This window comes from Pseudomonas chlororaphis subsp. piscium, from assembly GCF_003850345.1.
In the GTDB taxonomy this organism is placed as follows: Bacteria; Pseudomonadota; Gammaproteobacteria; order Pseudomonadales; family Pseudomonadaceae; genus Aquipseudomonas; species Aquipseudomonas piscium.
On sequence record NZ_CP027707.1, the window covers coordinates 2,645,157 to 2,664,037 of the forward strand.

At 61.1% G+C, this 18,881-nt stretch carries 10 protein-coding genes and 3 pseudogenes; 10 read left to right on the forward strand and 3 right to left on the reverse strand.

The features are described from left to right. Nucleotides 1–702 precede the first annotated feature (702 nt). The 3 genes from C4K38_RS12380 to C4K38_RS12390 are packed head-to-tail and all read right to left on the reverse strand — an operon-like array spanning nucleotide 703 to nucleotide 6,482. On the reverse strand, nucleotides 703–2,121 hold the full coding sequence (locus C4K38_RS12380; RefSeq protein WP_053278582.1) for an efflux transporter outer membrane subunit: 1,419 nt from the start codon (nucleotides 2,119–2,121) through the stop codon (nucleotides 703–705). Next, on the reverse strand, nucleotides 2,105–3,271 hold the full coding sequence (locus tag C4K38_RS12385; protein ID WP_053278583.1) for an efflux RND transporter periplasmic adaptor subunit: 1,167 nt from the start codon (nucleotides 3,269–3,271) through the stop codon (nucleotides 2,105–2,107). Before C4K38_RS12385 ends, C4K38_RS12380 begins: the two co-directional genes overlap by 17 nt. Continuing rightward, nucleotides 3,261–6,482 carry an efflux RND transporter permease subunit gene (locus C4K38_RS12390; protein WP_053278584.1) on the reverse strand — a complete coding sequence of 1,074 codons (3,222 nt, stop codon included), beginning with the start codon at nucleotides 6,480–6,482 and terminating at the stop codon, nucleotides 3,261–3,263. The genes C4K38_RS12385 and C4K38_RS12390 overlap by 11 nt, the downstream gene beginning before the upstream one ends. Before the next feature lie 221 nt (nucleotides 6,483–6,703). Between C4K38_RS12390 and C4K38_RS12395 the strand changes: the two genes are divergently transcribed. The 10 genes and pseudogenes from C4K38_RS12395 to C4K38_RS12440 all read left to right on the forward strand — a co-directional run bounded on the left by C4K38_RS12395 (nucleotide 6,704) and on the right by C4K38_RS12440 (nucleotide 18,879). Continuing rightward, a complete protein-coding gene (locus tag C4K38_RS12395; RefSeq protein WP_053278585.1) occupies nucleotides 6,704–7,114 on the forward strand; it encodes a PA0061/PA0062 family lipoprotein in 411 nt (136 codons plus the stop codon). 123 nt (nucleotides 7,115–7,237) lie between these two features. After that, nucleotides 7,238–8,038 (forward strand): annotated as a pseudogene (locus C4K38_RS12400) (PDDEXK nuclease domain-containing protein); the annotation flags it as partial. A 517-nt stretch (nucleotides 8,039–8,555) separates the two neighbouring features. Further along, nucleotides 8,556–11,063 (forward strand): annotated as a pseudogene (locus tag C4K38_RS12405) (type VI secretion system Vgr family protein). 99 nt (nucleotides 11,064–11,162) lie between these two features. Then, the gene (locus C4K38_RS12410; RefSeq protein WP_053278587.1) at nucleotides 11,163–13,340 is read left to right on the forward strand and encodes a T6SS effector phospholipase Tle3 domain-containing protein; all 2,178 of its coding nucleotides are present in this window, start codon (nucleotides 11,163–11,165) and stop codon (nucleotides 13,338–13,340) included. Beyond that, a complete protein-coding gene (locus tag C4K38_RS12415; RefSeq protein WP_124345276.1) occupies nucleotides 13,340–14,938 on the forward strand; it encodes a type VI lipase adapter Tla3 domain-containing protein in 1,599 nt (532 codons plus the stop codon). The genes C4K38_RS12410 and C4K38_RS12415 overlap by 1 nt, the downstream gene beginning before the upstream one ends. Nucleotides 14,939–15,082: 144 nt before the next feature. Beyond that, on the forward strand, nucleotides 15,083–15,343 hold the full coding sequence (locus tag C4K38_RS12420) for a PAAR domain-containing protein (protein ID WP_053278588.1): 261 nt from the start codon (nucleotides 15,083–15,085) through the stop codon (nucleotides 15,341–15,343). Nucleotides 15,344–16,609: 1,266 nt separating this feature from the next. Next, nucleotides 16,610–16,801 (forward strand): hypothetical protein, encoded by a 192-nt coding sequence (locus C4K38_RS12425; protein ID WP_124345277.1) that lies wholly within the window; start codon nucleotides 16,610–16,612, stop codon nucleotides 16,799–16,801. Further along, complete coding sequence (locus C4K38_RS12430; protein ID WP_053278590.1) at nucleotides 16,798–17,811, forward strand: Fic family protein; 1,014 nt, start codon at nucleotides 16,798–16,800, stop codon at nucleotides 17,809–17,811. Before C4K38_RS12425 ends, C4K38_RS12430 begins: the two co-directional genes overlap by 4 nt. 56 nt (nucleotides 17,812–17,867) lie before the next feature. Next, nucleotides 17,868–18,249, forward strand: a pseudogene (locus C4K38_RS12435) (DUF1016 N-terminal domain-containing protein); the annotation flags it as partial. 189 nt (nucleotides 18,250–18,438) lie between these two features. After that, complete coding sequence (locus C4K38_RS12440) at nucleotides 18,439–18,879, forward strand: carboxymuconolactone decarboxylase family protein (RefSeq protein ID WP_025809478.1); 441 nt, start codon at nucleotides 18,439–18,441, stop codon at nucleotides 18,877–18,879. Nucleotides 18,880–18,881: the final 2 nt, after the last annotated feature.

Genomic DNA, 18,881 nt, shown 5'->3' on the forward strand with positions numbered 1-18,881 from the left:
ATTGATCCGTGGGCCGCCGCCACAGGCCATCCATGGCCTGGGGCGGCTAACCCGGCATCCCTGCCGGGTTACCCACGGCTCAATACCTGCGTTCGGCCATCGTGGTTAACGGGGCCTTCAGATCAAAAGCCAAAGCCAAAGCCAAAGCCAAAGCCAAAGCCAAAGCAAGACGGCGGCCTGCCGGCCGGCCTGGGGGAGTGCGCTCCCTGTAGCCGCTGCCGCAGGCTGCGCACGGGCGCGAAGCGCCCGTAAAACCAGGCGCTGAGGTACATCAGGCAAACCGCGGATACAGGCTTGGCGTCCCTTCGGGCCGATCGCAGCCTGCGGCAGCGGCTACAGGGTTACACGGCTACAGAACGCACGCTTTCAAACACAGGCCGGCCGGTAGGCCGCCTCGCGTTGCTTTTGATTGTTTGCCCCATCGGGAGGCCGAGTGGAGGTTCTGCGCAGTGGGCAACTCGGCAGGGATGCCGAGTTAGCCGCCCCAGGCCATGGATGGCCTGTGGCGGCGGCCCACGGAGCAGGACCGGAGCGAGGGAATCCGAGCCTTAGCGAGGACCGGACGCCAGGGGCAAAGCGTTTTGGTTACTTTGGCGCTCTTCCAAAGTGACCCGCCGTAAGGGCGGAACCCTAAGTCGCCGTTACCGCAGAAACGGATATGTACGCAGGAGGATCGAGCTTTCTATAGCCCTGCCTCCGGCTTCAGGCTCCAGCTTTCCACCCCCCACCCAACGCCGTAACCAACCCCACACTCGCCAACAACTCCCGCGTCTGCAGCGCTTGCAACCCCCGCTGCGCCTGCAACGCTACGGTCTGCGCCGTCACCACCTCCAGATAACTCACCGCCCCCGCCCGATAGCTGTTCATGGCCAAAGTCTGCGTGTGCTGCGCGGCATTCACCGCCGCCTGCTGATCCAGCGCCTCCTGGCGCAAATCCCGCAGTTGTCCCAGGTTGTCCTCCACCTCGCGCACCGCCCGCAGCACCTGGCTGCGGTAATGGGCGGCGGCTTCCTCGAATTCGGCGTGGGCCTGGCGTTCGTTGGCGCTCAGGCGGCCGCCGTCGAAGATCGGCAGGTTGACCAGGGGCCCCAGCGCCCAATAGCGATTGCCCGCCGCCAGAAGGTTTCCGCTGCCCTGGGTCTGCCCGCCGAGCAGGCCGGTGAGGCTGAAGTCCGGGTACCAGGCGGCCCGGGCCACGCCTATGTTGGCGTTGGCGGCGAACACCCGGCGTTCGGCGGCGGCGATGTCCGGGCGGCGTTGCAGCAGGGCGCTGGGCAGCTGTTGTGGCACGCCGGGCAGGGTCAGTGCCTGAGTGGCCGCGGGCAGTTGGAACTGGCTGGCCGGCTCGCCCACCAGTTCGCCGATCGCGTGTTCGGTGAGGTTGCGTTGTCCGCGCACTTCGTCCAGCTCGGCCTCGGCGCTGGCCAGTTGGCTTTGCGCGCGGGTCAGGTCCAGCTCCGAGGCGATCTGCCCCTGGTAGCGGCTGCGGGTCAGTTGCAGGGCCTGGGCGTAATCGTCCAGGGACTGGCTGAGGATCGCGCGCTGTGCATCCAGGCCATTGAGCTGCACATAAAGCGCCGCCAACTGCTGTTGCAGGCTCAGGCGCACCACCGCCAGATCGTCGGCCGACGCCTCGGCCTGGGCATCGCCGGCGGCCACCTGGTTGCGAATCCGCCCCCACAGGTCCGGGTCGAAGCTCAGGGCAAAACCCGCGGTGTTGCTGTTGTACACCGAAGGCTGGCTGCTGCCGCGCAACGGCCGATTGTCCGACTGTCGTTGGCGCAGTGACTGGCCGCTGGCGCTGATCTGCGGGAACAGCCCGGCATGCAGCTGGCTGGCATAGACCTGAGCCGCGTCGAAGTGTGCCAGCGCCGCCGCCAGGTCCGGGTTGGCCTTGAGCAGGCGCTGTTGCAGGTCATCCAGGCGCGGGTCCTGGTACAGCAGCCACCACTGGCTGGCCAGTTGATCTGCTGGTTGCGCCGGATGCCAGGGCCCGTCGCTGGTCTGTTCGCGGTAGTGGGCCGGCAGCTCCACGGTTGGCACCTGGTAGCCGGGCGCCAGGGAGCAGCCTTGCAGGGCCAGCAACAGCAAGACAGCAAGCGGTTCAAGCCTTGGGCGCATGCTCACCTCCGGCGTCGGCCAGTTGCACCAGGTCGCCTTCGCGCAGGGCGTCGGGCGGGTTGTCGATCACCCGGTCGGCGGCTTGCAGGCCCTGGTCGATCACCAGCCGTGCGCCGAGGTCGAGGCCGATATGGATGTCCCGCAGGTGCACGTGATTGTGCTCGTCGAGCAGCGCCACCTGGGTGCCCTGGGCGCGGAAGATCAGCGCGCTGGCCGGGATGCTCAGGCCCCGGGTGTCGGCGGGCAGGGCCAGGGCGGCTTCGGCATAGTCGCCGGGCAGCAGCGCGCCGTCGGGGTTGTCGGCGACGAACTGGGCGAGCAGGGTGCCGGAGCGCTGGTCGATGGCGGTGGAGTCGCCGAGCAGCCGCGCGCTGAAGTGCTGGCCGGGGTGTTCCGGCACTGTCAGCTCGGCGCTGAGGCCGGGGCGGATCACGCTGGCGTAGTTCTGCGGCACCGGCACGTAGAGCCGCAGCTTGTGGGTGTCGGCCAGGTCGAACAGCTGCGGATCGCTGTCGTTGTCGGCCTTGATTAACTGGCCGATATCGGTGTGGCGCGCGGTGATGGTGCCGGCGAAGGGCGCACGGATGGTCTTGTAGTCCTCCAGGGCCGAGAGCCGCGCGTAATCGGCGGCGGCCGCTTCGGCATTGGCCTTGGCGGCCGCGGCGTTGGAGGTTTTTTCATCGGCCTCCTGGCGCGACACCGAGTGGCTGGCCACGAGGTTCTGCCAGCGCACGGCGGTGGTCTGCGCCAGGCGCGCATTGGCCTGTTCCTGCACCAGCCGGGCGTGGGCCTGGGCCATCTGCTGGTCGAGGTCGGGGCTGTCGATTTCGGCGAGAACTTGCCCGGCCTCGACCTTGGTGCCTATGTCGCTGTTCCAGCTTTTCAGGTAGCCGCTGACCCGGGCGTGGATCGGTGCCTTGCTCCAGGCTTCCAGGTGCGCTGGCAGGCGCAGGGTGTCGCCCTGGCGGTTCTGCTGTGGCTGCAACACCAGCACCTGGGGCACGGCGGCGGTTTCGGTCCAGGCGGCCACCGCGCGTTCATGGCGGCTGCGCGCGGCCAGACCGTTGGCCACCAGCAGGGCGGCCAGGGTCAGGCCGCCGATGCCCAGCCACAGCAGGCGTTTGCGCGAGGGGGTGTGTTCAGGCGACATGGGTACTTTCTCCAGCGACAGCGCGAGTGGGGTGACGCCCGTGGACCAGGCTGAACACCACGGGAACGAAGAGCAGGGTGGCAGTGGTGGCGAGGATCAGGCCGCCGATCACGGCGCGGCCCAGGGGCGCGTTCTGCTCCTCCGACAGGGCCAGCGGCAGCATGCCGATAATCATCGCCAGGGCGGTCATGCACACTGGGCGAAAGCGCGTGTAACCGGCTTCCAGCGCGGCCTTCAGGGCATCGCCGTGTTCGGCCAGGCGTTCGCGGCAGAAACTCACCACCAGGATCGAGTTGGCCGTGGCCACGCCCATGCAGAGGATGGCCCCGGTCAGCGCCGGCACCGACAGCGAGGTGCCGCTGAGGAACAGCATCCACACGATCCCGGCCAGGGCCGCCGGTAGCGCGGTGATGATCACGAACGGATCGAGCCAGGACTGGAAGTTGACCACGATCAGCAGGTAGATCAGCACCACCGCGCCCAGCAGGCCCAGGCTCAGGCCGCTGAAGGCTTCATGCAGGGCGTCGATCTGCCCGTGCAGGCTGATGGTCGCGCCCTTGGGCCGCAGCGCCTGGCTGTCGTCGAGGACTTTTTGGATATCCTGGGCCACGCCGCCCAGGTCGCGGCCCTGGACGTTGGCGTAGAGGTCCAGGGTCGGCTGGATGTTGTAGTGGGTGACCACCGCCGGGCTGTCCACCCGCGAGATGCTGGCCAGGCCGCCGAGGATCTGCGATTGGCCGTTGCTGCCGGTCACCGGCAGCGCCTCTAGGGACGGCAGGCTGTCCAGGCGGTATTGCGGAGTGGCGGCGACGATCGAGTAGGACACGCCGTTCTGCGGGTTGAGCCAGAAGGTCGGCGCCACCTGGGAGCTGCCGGCCAGCGACGCCACCATGCTGTTGGTCACGTCGCGCTCGGTAATCCCCAGGCCGTTGGCCCGCAAGCGGTCGACCTTGACCGCCAGCGAGGGGTAGCCGGTGGACTGCTGGATACGCAGGTCGGCGATGCCCGGCACATGTTGCAGGCGCCGTTGCAGCGCCAGGGCATAGGCGCGGTTGGCGGCGCCGTTAGGGCCGGAGATTTTCACGTCCAGCGGCGCCGGCGCGCCGAAGTTGAGGATCTGGCTGCTGATGTCCGCCGGCAGGAAGGCGAACTGGCTGCCGGGGAAACTTTCCGGCAGGGCTTCGCGCAATTGCTTCACGTAGTCGGCGGTCGGCGCGTGGCCGGGCTTGAGGGTGACCTGGATGTCGCCGTCCTGCGGGCCGATGGTGCCGCTGCTGCTGTAGGCCATGTCGATGCCGCTCAGGGGGATGCCGATATTGTCGATCACGCTGTCCAGCTGCTCCGGCGGAATCACCTCGCGAATCCGCGCCTCGATGCGGTCGAAGGCCGCCGCGCTTTCCTCGATCCGCGTGCCCAGGGGCAGGCGTACATGCAGGGCCAGGGCGCCGGCGTCGGTGGCCGGGAAGAAGTCCTGGCCGAGGCTCGGCAGTAGGGCGAAGGAGGCCAGCACGCAGGCGAGGAAACCCAGCAGGAAGCGCTTGCGGTGGGCCAGGGCCAGGGTCAGCAGGCCGTGGTAGGTGTCGCGGACAGTGGAGAAGCGCCGCTCGAAAGCCTGCTGGAACCCCAGCAGCCCACGCACCAGGGCATGCCGCGGCGGGGCGTGCTGCTCGCCCTCGTGGTGGTTGATGAATTCGTCTTCCGGGTGATGCCCCGGGCCTGCTTCCGGCACATGGGGCTTGAGCAGGTACATGGCCAGGGTCGGCACCAGGGTCCGCGAGAGGATGAACGAGCTGGCCATGGCGAAGATCACCGCCAGGGCCATGGGTCGGAACAGGTAACCGGCGATGCCCTGCAACAGGAACATCGGCACGAAGACGATGCAGATGCACAACAGCGAGACGAAGGCCGGGCCGACGATCTGTTTCGCACCATCGAGGATCGCGGCCTTCACCGCCTTGCCCTGTTCCAGGTGCCAGTTGATGTTCTCGATGGTCACCGTGGCGTCGTCCACCAGAATCCCCACCGCCAGCGCCAGTCCACCCAGGGTCATGACATTCAGGGTCTGGCCGCTGGCGGCGAGCAGGGCGATGGCCGCGAGCACCGCCAGGGGGATCGAGGCGGCGATGATTAGTGTGGAGCGCCAGCTGCCGAGGAACAGCAGGATCATCGCGCTGGTCAGCAGCGCGGCGATGATGCCTTCCCGGGCCACGCTGCCCACCGACTGTTTGACGAACACCGAGGCGTCGCCCAGCAGCGAAGTCTTCAGCGCCGGCGGCAGGGTTTCGTCGATGCGCGGCAGCATCTGGCGGATGCCATCGACGATCGACAGGGTGGAGATATTGCCGTTCTTCAGCGCCGGCATCAGCACCGCGCGATGGCCGTCGACCCGCACGATATTGCTCTGCGGCGGCGAGCCGTCGCGCACATGGGCCACCTGGCCGATGGTGATCAGCGCGCCGTCCACGGTCTTGATCGGCAGGTCGTTGAGCTCGTCGATGGCGGTCGGGCTGTTATTCAGCAGCACCGTGTATTCGTCGCCGCCGAGCTTGGCGGTGCCTACCGGGATGATCTGGTTCTGCGCCGCCAGGGCATTGCCCACGTCCTGTGCCGACAGGCCCTTGGCCGCCAGCGCCTGCGGGTCCAGATCCAGGGTGATCTGCCGCTGCTTGCCGCCCATGGGCGTCGGCATCGCCAGCCCCGGCACGGAGCTCAGGGGCAGGCGGATATTGTTCTGCACCAGGTCGCGGATTTTTGCTTCCGACAGGGTCGGGCTGGAGAAGGCCATCTGCAGGATCGGCACCGTCGAGGCGCTGTAGTTGAGGATCAGCGGCGGGGTGATGCCCGGCGGCATCTGCTTGAGCACGGTTTGCGACACCGCCGTGACCTGGGCGTTGGCGGTGCGGATATCCACCCCCGGCTGGAAGAAGATCTTGACGATGCCCATGCCCGGCAGCGACTGCGACTCGATGTGCTCGATGTCGTTGACCGTGGTGCTCAGGGAGCGCTCGTAGGTGTAGATCACCCGCCCGGCCATGGCGTCCGGCGACAGGCCGGTGTACTGCCAGACCACCGCCACCACCGGAATGCCGATATCGGGGAACACATCGGTGGGCGTACGCAGCGCCGCCAGCGGCCCGATGATGCAGATAAAAATCGCCAGCACGATAAACGTGTAGGGCTTGAGCAGAGCGGTCTTGACCAGCCCGAGCATGGGGTGGACCTCCGAGGCGGAAACAAAGCTCGGCAGTCTCCGGCGACCCACCTAACACGCGGCTTTCAGCCAGGTGAAGGAAGTTTTAGGTAAGGCCTGAATTTCCTTTCACGGGGATTCATTTGTCCTCTGAACAGGGCCTCGACAAGCTGCATGGCAATCCGGCGCGACTGCTTTTTTCGCTTCGCCCTGTGTCGATATTTACTGCCGAGGTACCTGCCATGAATGCCAAACCCCTGCTGCTGATTCCCGCCCTGAGCCTGGTGCTGCTGTTGTCCGCCTGCGCCGGCCCGATGCCCCAGCCCGACCCCAGGGAAGCCTGGATCAGCCTCGAAGAAGAGGGCCCCAGCGACCTGATGGCCGAGCGGGTCGACGGCAAGAACGTCGACGACGGCCGCTACTTCGAAGTCCAACCCGGCGCCCACCGCCTGGACGTGACCCTGTTCGAGGAGGTCGGCGGCGACTCCAACCAGGTCGATTGCCGCGGGCATGTGAGCTACCCGAACTTCCAGGCGGGGGAGCATTACAAGCTGGTGGAGTCGACCCTGGGCACCGAGGTGCGGGCGCGGTTGTTTGATGCCCAGGGGAAGCAGGTGGCGAGTGCGCATGGGTTTGAGTGCATGCCGGGGTGACAGAGCTGCCGGCGTTGCTCAATCCAGGAAATTTCGCTCAATAGAAAGAGACGCGGCTGACTGCACGTTGATTGAGGGCCGCCTGATGATGGTGGACTACATCCTTCAGGCAGGACCTTTTTTATGAATCAAGCACTGCCATCCACCGATGCGGCCTTCAACGAAGTGGCGCACATGATCGCCGCCGCGCGCCAACGGGCGGTGCGGGCGGTGAATACCGAACTGGTGGAGCTGTATTGGCAGGTCGGCGCCTATATCAGTCGCAAGATCCAGGCGGCGGAGTGGGGCGATGGAGTGGTCGAGCAACTGGCGGATTATCTTGCGCGGCAGCAGCCGGGGTTGCGGGGTTTTACCCGAGCCAATCTGTTTCGTATGCGCCAGTTTTATGAGGTCTATCGGGGTGAAAAGAAAGTCGCACCACTGGTGCGACAATTGTCTTGGAGCCATAACCTGGTCGTTCTTGGGCAGAGCAAACAGCCTAAGGAGCGTGAGTTCTACCTGCGCATGGCGGTTCAGGAGCAGTGGTCGCGTCGGGAGCTGGAGCGCCAGATCAAATCGGCCCTTTTCGAGCGCTCATTGACCCAACCGGCAAAAGTCTCGACAGCGTTGAGACAATTGCATCCCGAGGCGTTGAGGGTGTTCAAGGATGCCTATGTGGTGGAGTTTCTTGACCTGGCCCAGGGGCATAGCGAAGCCGATCTGCACAGTGGGTTAGTGCAGCAACTGAAAGACTTTCTGATCGAAATGGGGCGGGACTTCTGTTTTGTCGCTTCACGCTACCCATTGCAGGTCGGCGGGCGCGATTTTGTGCTGGATCTGCTGCTGTTTCATCGCGGGTTGAATTGCCTGGTGGCCATTGAACTCAAGGTCGGGCGCTTCGAGCCGGAACACCTGGGCAAGCTGGATTTCTACCTGGAGGCGCTCCCCGTTGTCTCTGCTCTCACTCGCTAGCCCAATTCTGAGCTATTGCAAAAAAGGATGAGTTTTAGGACGTTTCCTAAAGCAATTTTTTCGCAGCCTTGTTAGCGTACTCAAAAAGCGAGCTTGTGATGGCTCGGTGTGACTTGTTCAGTGTGTCTTTGGCACCACCATGGTCGTGACAAACCCCGTGCATCACCACGGTGAAAAGGAACAATGGATGTTCAATGTTTTTCCGCAAGCGCTATTCAGTTTGGCCCTTAACGGTCTCAAACATGCCTTTCAAGTCCTTGTCGTCATCGGCAATGAGCCCTTCGGTAAACCTGCGTATTCGACATTGACCTGGCCAGCAGGCGGTCAGGCCATATCCGAAGTATTGCTCCGAATGCTCAACGATGGTGCCTGTGACGCTCACGAGTCGGTTGCTGTATCTCGTTAGGTGCTCGCTAAGTATCGGCTCCGCTAAGCGGTTGAGGTTCGCTTCCCCGCGCAGCATCCATTATTTTGACTAGGGATTAGTTATATGCGCCAAAGGGATTTGAGATTCACCTTCTCCGTGCTGTCCGGCCGGATGGAGTTCGAGGTCGTAGAGTTCACCCTGGAAGAAGCCATTTGCGAGCCTTATCGGTTGACGCTCGAACTGGCCAGTGACAACCCAACCATCGATTTTGCCCAGGCCCTCGATCAGCCGGCGTTGCTGACGATCTGGCAAGGCACCACGGCTGTCCGCCATGTCCACGGTCTGGTCTCCAGCTTCACCCAGGGCAAAACCGGCTTTCGTCGCACCCGCTACCGCGTGGTGGTCGAGCCGCAGCTTGCCCGGCTTGGCCTGAGTTCCGACTGGCGGATCTTCCAGCAGAAAAGCGTGCCCGAAATACTCAAGTCGGTGTTGGCTGAGCATGGCATCCTGGACTATCAGCAGAACACCTATACCGAGCACCTGTCCCGCGAATACTGTACCCAGGCGGGGGACACCGACCTGTATTGGTTCGATCGGCTTTCCACAGAGGAGGGCCTGTTCTATTACTTCAAATCCGATGCGACCTCTCACACGCTGATCCAGAGTGACAAGCTCTACGTTCAGGAACGCATCCAGGGCGATCCGGTGCTGTACAGCACGCAGCCGGCGGGGGACGCTGAACGGCCCGTGCTGTACGCGTTCAGCTACACGGAAAACGTCCGCACGGCCGAACAGACTCAGCGCGACTACACCTTCAAGCGTCCCGCGTTCAACCAGCAACAGCGTCTGGTCGGCGAGGACCTGGAACACCAGGCGCCGCACTATGAGCGCTATGACTATCCAGGACGCTACAAGGCCAGCGCAGCCGGCAAACCCTTCACCGAAAACCGCTTGCGGGGCCACCGACAGGACACGCAGGTCGTCCAGGTCGAAGGTGACGATCCGCGCTTGATTCCGGGCCTTTCCTTCCAGTTGACGGGCCACCCCCGGCAAGACTTCAACTGCTGGTGGCGATCGGTGCGAATCACCCACCGAGGGGTGCAGCACGCCAGCCAGCAAGAAGAGTCCGCCGACGCCGAAATGGGCGTGAGCTACGACTTCACCGCCGAGATCATTCCCGAACAGATGGAGTGGCGCCCGGTGCCTCTGCCCAGACCTCGTATCGACGGGCCGCAGATCGCCAGCGTGGTGGGCCCGGAAGGAGAGGAGATCCACACCGACGAGTTCGGCCGGGTAAAGGTTCAGTTCCCCTGGGACCGGGAGGGCAAGGACAACGAGTTCAGCTCCTGCTGGATCCGGGTATCACAAAACTGGGCCGGTGCAGACTGGGGCCATATGGCGATCCCGCGAATTGGCCAGGAAGTCATAGTCGACTACCTCGATGGCGACTGTGACCAACCGATCATCACGGGCCGCACTTACCGTGCGAGCAACATGCCACCGTACCAACTGCCGAATCACAAGATCCTCAGCACCATCAAGAGCAAGGAATACAAAGGCAGCCGTGCCAACGAACTGCGCATCGACGACACCACCAAAGAGATCAGTGCCGCGCTGATGAGCGACCACGGCAGCACCGCGCTGCACCTGGGGTACCTGACTCACCCGCGTCCTAGCGGCGGCGCGCCACGGGGTGAAGGTTTCGAACTGCGTACCGACGAACATGGTGCAATGCGAGCAGCCAAGGGCCTGCTGCTCAGCACCGAAGAACAGTTGAATGCCAGCGGTGGTCACCTTGACCGTGGCACGGTCATTCAAGTGCTGGAGGCTGCCCTGCAATTGGCCAAGGGCCTGGGTGACTATGCCGCCGATAACCAAGGCATCGATCACGATAAAGACCCTCAGAAAACACTCAGCGAAGCAGTTCGCGATCTGGGGCATGGAGCCAATGATGAGTCAGGCAAAACCAACGGTGGTAAACCTGCTATCGCCCTGAGCGGTCAGGCCGGTGTTGCGGTGGCGTCGCCTAACAGCGTCATTCTGGCGGCTGGCGAGCATATCGACAGCGTGGCCCAGCAGAACCAGCAACTGACCTCGGGGTAGAGGTTCGTGGTCAATGCCGGCACCGACCTGGGGTTGTTCGCGCAAAGCGGTGAGATGCGCCACATCGCCCATCAGGGGCTGATGTTACTGCAGGCGCAGAAGAACAATATCCGCCTGGAGGCGGATCAGAGTGTGGAGGTCAGTGCGAGCAACAACCATGTACTGGTCTCCGCGAAGGAACACATCACGCTGATGTGCGGTGGCGCTTACCTCACCCTTAAGGGTGGCAACATCGAGCTGGGCATGCCGGGCAACTTTACCGTCAAAGCTGCCAAACACAGCATGCTGGGGGGCGCGAGTCTCGATACCGAGCTGCCGAAGTTCAAGGTGGGGGATACCCAACGACGTTTCATGCTCAAGCAGATCGATGGCCAATCGGCGATGCCCAATGTGCCCTACAAAATCACCATGGCCAATGGTGAGGTTGTCGAAGGCACTACCGATGCAACGGGAGCTACCCAGTTATTGCAGAAAGATGCGATGAACATCGCCAGTGTGCGCATGTTGCTTTCAAAAGCTGGGGCATAAAGATCCAGAGCGGGTGGGCCCAGCGGATTCGTAGCGGCCCCCAAATTCAGACAGCTGCCTGGTCAGAAGGATTACCAGGCAGAAGCAAGGAGAGCAGCAATGAATGATGCGGTTCGGATGAGAACAATCAGTTCAGGTAAGGCCATCACCCTGCCTGGCGGTGGTGACGTGCATCTGATTGCAACTCCGCCAAAACCTTGCGTGACCATCATTGTGCATGGGGTCAACGATCTTGCCGGTTGCTATGAGCGTATCGAGCGTGGTCTATGCCAGGGGCTGAACGAACGCCTGGATATGCCGCAGACCCTGCCCAACGGCGCCAGTAACCCGGGTTACCTGATATCGGCTGGATACAGCCTACCCTCTGATGATGACGGTAAGGCGAGCAACCCCGATGCCGTGTACTACCGGCGCAAGTTCAGCGCGTCCAGCGATGGTGGGACTATCCGCAGCGTGGTCATTCCGTTCTATTGGGGCTTTCGCGAGGAAGAAAAATACATTAACAAGACCGAGCCCCACGGTGAGTGGCTGGACCGCAACAACAACCGCCTGGATAAGACCGGCACTAAGGAGGGGGGGCAGTTCGCTAACGCTACCACCAATTTGCCCGACATGTGGGGGGAGGGTTTCAACGGTTATCCGTTCGGTATCCTTCCCCTCAATTTTGTTGGTGGCACCCTAACCCACCCGCTGTTTTCAGCCGCAGGCCGTCGTTACATGGTGCTGGCTTCCATGCGCTTGGCCATGTTGATCAAGATCATCCGCAAGCGTTATCCCAATGACACCATCAACATAGTCGGACATAGCCAGGGCACGATGCTCACCCTATTGGCCCATGCATTTCTCAAGGATGAAACGATAAAACCGGCCGATGGCGTGATCATGCTCAACTCGCCCTATAGCCTGTTCCAACCCTTCAACGAAAAGACCCAGAAATGGCTAGAGCAGCAAACAACAGCTGCCCGTATCGCTACCCTCAACGGCATCCTTCAGTTCATTGCGGGTACCCCGAACCCGGTTCCAGCACTGTCGAGTGTTGCGCTGAAAAACTGCCAGGGTTACGGCGCTATTGGCGGGCCTGGATGGACCGGCAGCACAGCATCTCAAGCCAATATCCGTGGAGAGTCCGTTTCATTTGACGAACGGGATAACCGAGGATGCACCTACCTTTACTTCACACCTCAAGATCAGACTGTGGGTCTTGGCAACGTACAGGGAATTGGTTGGCAGGGTATCGGGGATGTCGTTGATGGGCAGCCTGCACGTACCGTGTTGCCGCAGCGCTTCTACCAGCGCATCTTTACCTTGCGCAAGCGCAATGGGCAGAAGGAAGAAATCGGCAAGCACGTGCCTCCCTATTCTTACTCTCTGCTGCTTGAAGGGGAAAAAACCTGGGAAGACACCGGTTTAGGAGGATTGGACCGGAGTGGGCGTGCCAGTTTCAAGCCGGGCACCAGTGTGATGTTGACTGCTCCTCTATTGCCTGTGCCGGCAAAGGCAGATTTCTCGGCCGACGGAACCATGACCGCGCCAGGGGAAGACTCAAGCAGTGGTGTTTATCAGATCATGGACAAGCTGGACCCCATCGATGCGGCTATTGGTCTGAGTAATGACAAGTCCCTCCGTATCAAGTCTGCCTGGCGTCCCAAGGATCCGAAGTACGCCCGTCAGGAGACGCTAGATGAACAAGTAGCTTTTAAACGTGGCCGTGATACTGCCAGCGTGCAGCAGGCTCGTGACGACATCAATGAGCCCGCTCAGCGCGCTCATGTTTTTTCCGCACGGTCGTTGGGCAATGGTCAGGTACTGATCACCCGCGGAGAGACGCCTTACGAAGCCCGGTTGCGCCTGCAAAGCGAGGAGTATCAAGAGGCCCAGTCCTTTCACTCGGGCATTCCGAACAACCCGGAGCACAGTCGGCAGGTACTGGCCTATGACGTGGCCATCGGCGCAGGGGAGAGTGTCGATGACATGACGTTCTATGCGTATCTCTGTCGCGTGGCGGATTGGCGGTTGGATTGGAAGAGCAAGCGAGCGAAAGGAAGGGCACAGGCTGATGCAGATCTAGATAATGATCTTCCTGACGAATCTGTGCAGAGCTTTTATCGGATAGAAGACGATAAGAATCGCGATCTGATCGACTCCACAGTGACCTACCGCCAAAATGGCACATTGCCAGATACTGTAGGTAAGGCTGAGATGCCCTCCTTAGTGGCCACGCAGACCTGGGGTGGGAAAAGGCTGGGTAAATCCATCAGTTTTGGGGGGAAAGTCTGATGCACCGCATTCTCCCGTATCTATCTATCCCTGGTTTGCTGCTGACCAGCCATCTGGTTCTGGCGGCTACCCCCTCTCTGACGTCTACCCGCTGTTTTGCCAGCCCGGCCGCGGCCGTGACTGCCTATACCTCGGCCAAGGAGGCTACCACTGTGTCCACTGATACTCGTTACCGCGCCCCAACTACCTCACCACGTTTGGAAACTCTTGATGTACTCAGTATCGGCATGAGTCTGGATGTGTTTCGCCAGGGGCAGGCTTGGCAGACGTTACAAGAGCAGAATGCAAAACAGCCAGAGGCTCTGCATGTTGGCAGCATCCTGCCTATGGATCCGAAGAAGTATCCAGTGACTGCCGATGATAAGGATATGGCTTCTGAAAAGCGGGAAGCAGATGCGCTGGAGTTGGGGTTGCGAGACTTCCTGGAAAAGTGGCCGATTCCTACCATTACTGTGGTTCGTGGTTGGAATCCCCAAACCCCCAATTTACGTTTTACGCCTGAAGAGACCCAAGAAAGTCTGTCGGTCATGGTCAACGATATGCGGAATCCAGCGGGATTACATTGGCACCGCATTCGTAACTTACAGGACGGCATAGTCTGCAATGACACCCCCGAAGGGGTGGTGGAATCTCTGTTCCAGTTATTCGAGCGTAATCCTGATCTTCCTGCGTTGCTGGTATACGTTAACGAGGGGTTCAACATGGCCTTGTCATTGACGACCAAGGGCAATAAACCCATAGGGCTTGGGACCGGGCCTCGGCAACCAGGCGAGCTCACTGATTCAATGGTCGCTCTGGTCGTCGGTCGTCCCGAACGGGTCGAATGGCTGCGCTATTACGCCCAGTTTGCGAAGACGAACAAGAATCCCATTGATCCCGAGTTCACTGGTTGGGGCTGGCGCAAACCCGCCGTGGAATTCCAGCCATCGGAATTCATTCCACAGCCCTGGACCCAACGTGCTTTTGAGCAATGGGATGCTCTCCCTGTGTTGGCCAAAATTCACCGGCCTGTCACCGTGTCGTTGCAACGCCCTGATACTGGCGAGCGTCTGAAGCGCGAGGCCTTGACCGCCCAGTTAGCTGCTGGCTGGCAAAAAGCTATGGATGGGCTCACTCCGAAGCCAGCTCGGCTGTTCTACGATGGCGGTTTGAACACGGCCCCTCTGGCTGAACTGCTGCCTGCCCTGAAGGCCGCTCATAGCTCGCTTGACCTGCTTGAGTCACGGGAGAGCTACGATCTCACCCAACGGCTGGGTGACACAGGGGCGGCTTCGCCTTTTGTAGGCATCGCGCTGGCCACCATGGCCAGCTATCTGAATGCCGATACCAGCATCGTCATGCCCATGCGCCGGCAGGATCGGGCGACGATCATTTCCATCACCTCGGCCACACCAGGCAAGAAACCAGTCAGCAATCCTTTTGGGGTCAACCTGATGCCGCAGACTGCCAGCAGCGATGACCCTGCTCCCCAAACGCAGCCAGTAGGTAACCCTGTCGTGTCACCGACTCCGAAGCCGCCCGTTGTGCAAACGGACTACGCCTTGGAGGAGTTTTTGGCTGACCTGAAGCCGAACAGCAACTGGATGGACGAACTGTAAAACTCAGTAGAGATCAGTTCGTGTTGTGACGGAGGCTGTTTCCTCTCTGGACCATCACCTTCCACACCTGAACACTCATCCTTCGGTGGGCACAATGCCCGCTGAGGGAGAAGTGTTTGGTCATACAACGGAAAAGGAGCAGATGTGGACATCATCCGACTCGGCGACTCCACCAGTCACGGCGGCACTGTGATTGAAGCATTCAACCAAACCGACTTGAACAGCAAACCCATGGCCGGTGTAGGCCACAAGGTTGTGTGCCCATTATGCAAAGGGGTGTTTCCGATTTCCGAGGGCAGTGCCCTGCTGGATGTTGGCGGTATCCCCGTGGCGCTCGACGGAATGAAAACAGCCTGTGGTGCCAGCCTGATCGCCAGCAATCCGAAAGGAAATGCCGAGAGTTAGTCAGCGTAGGACGTATCGACGATCACGTACGGGCAGCTTGTCGATACCGGTTGGAAACTGATTTGCTCTACCGGTTACCGATTTAGTCAATGAGCAGCGCGAGTCGATACTGCGCTGAACCTGAGCAACCAAATCTAAATCCTCGTCCATCAGGACCACCGATACCCAGCATGACCACTCCCTCTCTTAAAACCATTGAAGGTATGCAGCAACTGGCCCAATCGCGAGGAGGGCGGTGCCTATCCGACTCTTATCGCAATCTGGCTACTCGACTGTCTTGGCGCTGTGAGCATGGTCATGAGTGGCTGGCGGACCCTTACCGCGTCATTCGGGGGAGTTGGTGCCCGGTGTGTGCTCGTGTGCGACGACGCAGTACCCTGGAGACGGCGCAGCGTATTGCATTCGAACGGGGTGGTCGCTGCCTGTCGGCTCATTGTGAGTCAGGGCGTATGCCTCTGGAGTGGCAGTGCGCCCAGGAGCATCGCTGGCAGGCAACACTGGCAAGTATCAAACAAGACCGTTGGTGTCCGACCTGCTGCCGCTTAGGCCGGCGCGATACGCTGGAGGCGATGCAGCAAATTGCGACCCAGCGGGGAGGTCGCTGTTTGTCCGAGAGCTATATCGACAGTGCAAGCGCCCTGCTCTGGGAGTGTGGCCAAGGTCATCGTTGGGAGGCAGTGCCCGCTAGTGTGAAACACCATAGCTGGTGCCCTGTATGTGCTGTGGAGGCGCGTTGCAACACCTTAGAGCAGGTTCAGGCCGTTGCCCGAAAGCGCGGTGGCGAGTGTTTGTCTTCACGCTATGTCAATGGCATCACGCCACTCACTTGGCGCTGTGCTGAAGGTCATGTCTGGGACGCTGGACCCGCAAGAGTCTTGCAAGGTACTTGGTGTCGGCAGTGTTATTACGACAGCATGCGCAGTGACATCAAAACCATGCACACTTTGGCTCAGGCACATGGTGGTCGGTGCCTTTCAGCACACTATGTCGATTCGCAAACCAAACTGCGTTGGATATGCAGCATCGGACACACCTGGGAAGCGATTCCTCACTCCATTACGCAGGGGACCTGGTGTCCGCTCTGTGCTTTTATGGCCAAATGCCGCAATGCTCATAAACGGCGAAAGTACTTGGGCGTTGGAGGTTGACTCTTGGGTGTTGTTGCCGGGGTGCCTGCCGGAGCGATTGCTTGATATTGCTGTTTATCCTGGTGTGAGGCGCAGTCTGTTACCCAGGGTTCTGACGAAAAACCGCGAGCCCGGTATCATGCTGCTCATCTTGGGCCGCATCTTCGTGATCGGTTTTTCATTTTCCATTGCGCAATTCATCTGCGTCGACAGCAGGAGTCAGTCCATGACGGGCCAAAAGGCTGCCAGCACTCTTGCCGACGGCCAGAAAGTGGGAGATTTGCGCTCGCACCGGCGCACGCCATTCACAGCGCAGCAGATAACCCCATGAGCCGCTACCAGCCGCCATTGACCCTGACCCCATCCATGCTCGCCTTGGTCGCCGAGATCAGCGAGCAAGTCGGGCGACTGTCGGCGCGGCATGAGTCGACCCTGACGCCACAGCTGCGGCGGGGTAATCGTATTCGCACCATCCAGGCCTCGCTGGCCATCGAGAACAACACGCTGAGTATCGAACAGGTCACGGCCGTGCTGGATGGTCGACGGGTGTTAGGCCTGCCCCGTGAGATCCAGGAGGTGCGCAATGCCTTTGCCGCCTATGAGGCCATGTCCGGTTGGCAGCCATCCTCTCGTGCGCACTTGCTGGGGGCTCATGGTTTGCTAATGCACGGGCTTATCGACGATGCCGGGCAGTTGCGTCGTGCCGGGGTCGGCATCTACCGAGAGGAAAGGTTGGTGCATATGGCCCCGCCGCCCAGCCGCGTGCCTACGCTGGTGGACGACCTGCTCAACTGGTTGTCCAGCACTGATCTGCACCCACTGCTTGCCAGCTGTGTATTTCACTACGAATTCGAATTCATCCACCCGTTCGCCGACGGCAACGGGCGGATGGGGCGCTTGTGGCAAACGCTGATATTGAGCCTATGGCGTCCCGTTCTGGCCTGGCTGCCGGTGGAGACGGTGATTCGCGAGCAACAGGACGCTTATTACGCTGCCCTGAGTGCTGCGGATCAACAAACCGAGGCCACACCTTTTGTCGAGTTCATGTTGCAAGCGTTGCAGCAGGCTCTGCTTGATAGCAGACAAAGCGACCAAGTAACCGATCAAGTAAGCGACCAAGTAGCTCGACTGCTGCACGTCTTGGACGGCAGCGTTGCCCTCAAAGCGGGAGAGCTGATGCAGCACTTGCAATTGGTGCACCGCCCCACCTTCCGTAACAACTACTTGGCCCCGGCATTAGCCGCCGGACTGATCGAAATGACTGATCCCGATTCGCCACGCAGCCCGGTACAGAAGTACCGGTTGACTGCGCAAGGGGCGAGGTGGGTGGCCAGTAAGTAGATGACCTAGCCAGTGAGGTTGGGTGAAGCAGCAGTTTCCGACCTTTGATGACCGGTACCGAACTGGTGGACCTGTATTGGCAGGTCGGCGCCTATATCAGTCGCAAGATCGAGGCTGCGGAGTGGGGCGATGGGGTGGCCCGGCAGTTGGCGGATTATCTTGCGCGACAACCGCCGGGCTTGTGGGGTTTTACTCGAGCGAATCTGTTCCGCATGCAGCAGTTTTATGAGCTTTATCGGGTTGAAAAGAAAGTCGCACCACTGGTGCGACAATTGTCCTGGAGCCACAACCTGGTTGTTCTCGGGCAGAGCACGTGAGTTCTACCTGCGCATGGCGATTCAGGAACATTGGTCGTGCCAAGAGCCGGAGTGCCAGATCAAATCCTCTTTGTTCGAGCGCTCACTGACCCACCCAGTAAAAGTCTCGACAGCGTTGAGACCATTTCATCGAGTTATGCCCTTGACCCTAAGGCGGTGTGAGTGTCGTTGCAGACATAGGGCTTGTGCGCGGTTTCGGCTTTGGACGGGGCGGGGAGAGGACGCCCTAAATTTATTTTCACCACCCCGTCACAAACCACCAGGCTGGCCCGTCATGTCGGTGTATCCCTCAAATAACGGAGCCACCCCCATGTCATCCAGCCACCCGACCCAAGCCGTCAACCTGCTGCAAACCATCCCCGAGATCTTCGAAAGCCTGGGCCAGGTCCACGGCCTGATCGACGCCCACGGCCTGGAACGCAAGCTGCACCATCTGGTGGTGTTGCGCGCCTCGCAGATCAACCAGTGCGGTTTCTGCGTGAAGATGCACACCCGCGAAGCCCGCGAAGACGGCGAAAGCAACGAGCGCCTGGACCGCCTGGTGGTCTGGCGCCATGTCAGCGACTTCAACGCCGCCGAACGCGCCGCCCTGGCCTGGACCGAAGCCCTCACCGTGCTGCGCGAAGACACCGACTTCGGCCCGTTGCGCGCCGCCCTGCGTGAACATTTCAGCGAAGCGCAGATCGCCGCCTTGACGGCCGATATCGGCATGATCAACCTGTGGAATCGCTTGCAGGTGTCGAGGCACTGAGG